Genomic DNA, 2,703 nt, shown 5'->3' on the forward strand with positions numbered 1-2,703 from the left:
CCCCCATCGTCTTGCCCCCCTGCTTCGTTGCAACGGCTACGATTGCTAAACTCTCCCCATGCCTAAAACTCATGCGTTTGAATTCCTGACCAGCCATTCTTCTGCCGCTCCGGTCGACTTTGCGGTCGCGGCGGTGTTTGGTGGCGACCACACGTTGGCGTCCTGGACGACGTCGGTCTTGACCGGCGCGGCGGACGTTACCGATGTCGATGGCACGACGGCGCGTTGGGCCGACATCAACGATGAATTGTCCACCGCGTCGTTGTTTGACATGGGCGAAAAGCGATCGGTGGTCATCCGCGATGCCGACAAGTTCGTTTCCGCCAACCGCAACGAAATCGAGCACTACCTGGCCAAGCCCGGGACGGCGGCGCGTCTCGTGTTGCAGTTCGAATCCCTGGCGTCGAACACCAAAGTCTACAAGGCGCTCGACAAGTCACACGTCCTGGTTTGCTGCAGCGGCGAAACGGGTCAGAAAACGGGTGCGACGGCGGCGTCACGGCGCAAGTTTTTGACCCAATACATCGCGTCTCGCCATCAAACCAAACTCAGTGGCGGCGCGGCCGACACGTTGGTCGAAATGCTCGGCGACGACATCGGTTTTTTGGACACCGAGATTGCCAAACTCGCGCTCTACCTCGCTCCCGGTGAAACCATCGAAGAACCGCTGGTCCGCGACGTGGTCGCCGGTTGGCAGGGCAAAACGATCTGGCAGATCACCGAAGCGATCTCGTCGGGCAACGCCGCCGAAGCGTTCAAGCAGCTCGACAAGTTGATTTCGGGCGGGCAACCGGCAATCGCGCTGCTGCCGCAAATCGCTTGGTCCTTGCGCCGCCTCGGCTTGGCCGCTTCGGCCCACGTGGCCGCCGAACGGGCCGGCAAACGTCAGACGTTGGAAGACTCGTTGGCCCAAGCCGGCATCCATCGTCCGGCCGAAATCTCGCGGGCGATCGCCGACATGAAACGCATGAAACGTGAAAAGGCGGTCCAGTTGTTGGCTTGGTTGCTCGATGCCGACCTGCGGCTCAAAGGGACGCACAGCGCCGACGGCCGCGACCGGTTTATGCTGGAGCAATTTGTGATGCGACTGGCCAGTGCGACCTGAGCGGGGCGACCTGAGCGGGGCGACCTGCCGATTGAAGCCCGCTAGCGTCGAAACCAGCCCTTGCGTTTCACATAACAATCACGCATCAAGTCAAAGAACACCGCGTGATTGTTTTTTTCCAGCAGTGAAAGGAATTTGTGAATGCCGCCGGTGTCAATCAGTTTGCGTTCCGCTTCGGTGATCGTCACCAACCAGAACAACTGAACCACTCCGCCGATCACCTCTTTCGCCGGGATCGGTTTGGAATCGGATTCGACCACCGGCAACATGTACACACAGTCCTTTTGCTGACTGCCGGACAATTGATCGCGCAGTTCATCCAGTGATTCCGTCGTCCCGATCGAAAGCCCCTTCTTTTTTCGATACGGAAGTTTGGCCGCGCCGCGTAGAATCTGGATCGCCAATTCATCCAGATGGGTGACATACAGCAACAGTTCGGCACGCACGCTCCGCTGGCCGTTTGGCATCGGAATCGGATAGTCACTCATTCCGCTGGTCACCAGCGTCGTGAAATCGCGAGCGTCTTCGGGAAGATGGACCGAGACGTCCACTCGCATCGATGGGTCATCATCGACGTCATAGCGACTGCATGGCCCGAATCGTTCTTCATAGGCGAGTCGCCGCAGTTCACTCAAACCTGTCTGGGCCGCAGCGATGTCGCTGCGATCGTCCTCCGGCTCGGCGGCGACGGCCACCTTGCCGGCCGTTGCGACGCGTTCGGCGGAGACTCCGTCGTACTCGGCCAGTTCAAAATCAGCAGGTTGTTCTTCGGCCCGCCCCAGCACGTCCTGCCAAGACGACGCCCGGCCGCTGGTCGAATCAGACCCTGCCGCAACAGGTTCCACCGGCCGCTGGGGTTCGGATTCCACTTCAAGTTCCCAACCCGGCTCCGTCGTTGCATCATGCGTCACGACGCTATCCAATTCGCGACGGGTCAATTCATTTTCACGCCGCATCAATTCCGCTTCGCGTCGCGACAACGATGCTTGACGCTCGGCAAACTCTTGCAACAGTCGCTTTTTTTCCTCCAGAATCGATTCGGCCGACACGTCGGGGTGATCGTCGCTCACCGTCGCAGGCGGCGCGGCCGAAGCGTCTGGTTTCGCGGCGGCGAGCTGTTGCTCCTCCAGTGACTGCTCCAATGGTCGCGTCGCTTGTTCACGGTCGGCCAACAACTCTTCGCGCTCGTTCATTTCTTCGCTGCGCTGTTGCAGCGCAGCCTGCTCGGCTTGCAAGCGAGATTCCAACTGCTGCGTCTCGGCGATTCGTGCCGCCAAGTCCGACTCGCGTTGATCCAGTTCCTGCGACAGGCACTGGATCTCTTGCTGCTGTTGGCCGAGTTCCGATTCACGCTGGTCCAGCTTCTGCGTTCGCTCCTCCAACTCCTGCTCGCGCCGCTCCAACTCATTCGCCCGGGCGTCTAGCTCATGACTACGGGAATCAAGCCCATTGCTGCGAGCGCCTAACTCACTGTCACGGGCATCTAACTCACTCTCACGGGCATTTAACTCACTCTCACGGGCATCTAACTCACTGCCACGGGCGTCTAACTCACTGTCACGGGCATCTAACTCACTGTCACGGGCATCTAACTCACT

At 59.7% G+C, this 2,703-nt stretch carries 2 protein-coding genes; one reads left to right on the forward strand and one right to left on the reverse strand.

What is annotated here, in order from left to right; genetic code table 11:
• Positions 1-58: 58 nt before the first annotated feature.
• Positions 59-1,105, forward strand: coding sequence for a DNA polymerase III subunit delta (gene holA, locus NZK35_RS26655; RefSeq protein ID WP_259635567.1), 1,047 nt, complete (start codon positions 59-61; stop codon positions 1,103-1,105).
• Between the two features lie 41 nt (positions 1,106-1,146).
• Here holA and NZK35_RS26660 read toward each other — a convergent pair.
• The coding region (locus NZK35_RS26660) for a suppressor of fused domain protein (protein WP_259635568.1) at positions 1,147-2,703 on the reverse strand (1,557 nt) is incomplete at its 5' end.

Origin of the sequence: Stieleria sedimenti, from assembly GCF_025060895.1 — a bacterium.
Classification (GTDB): Bacteria; Planctomycetota; Planctomycetia; order Pirellulales; family Pirellulaceae; genus Stieleria; species Stieleria sedimenti.

Bases quoted from the DNA above. Each gene is read 5' to 3' on its own strand.
- holA (WP_259635567.1), top strand. From the start codon at position 59: ATGCCTAAAACTCATGCGTTTGAATTCCTGACCAGCCATTCTTCTGCC.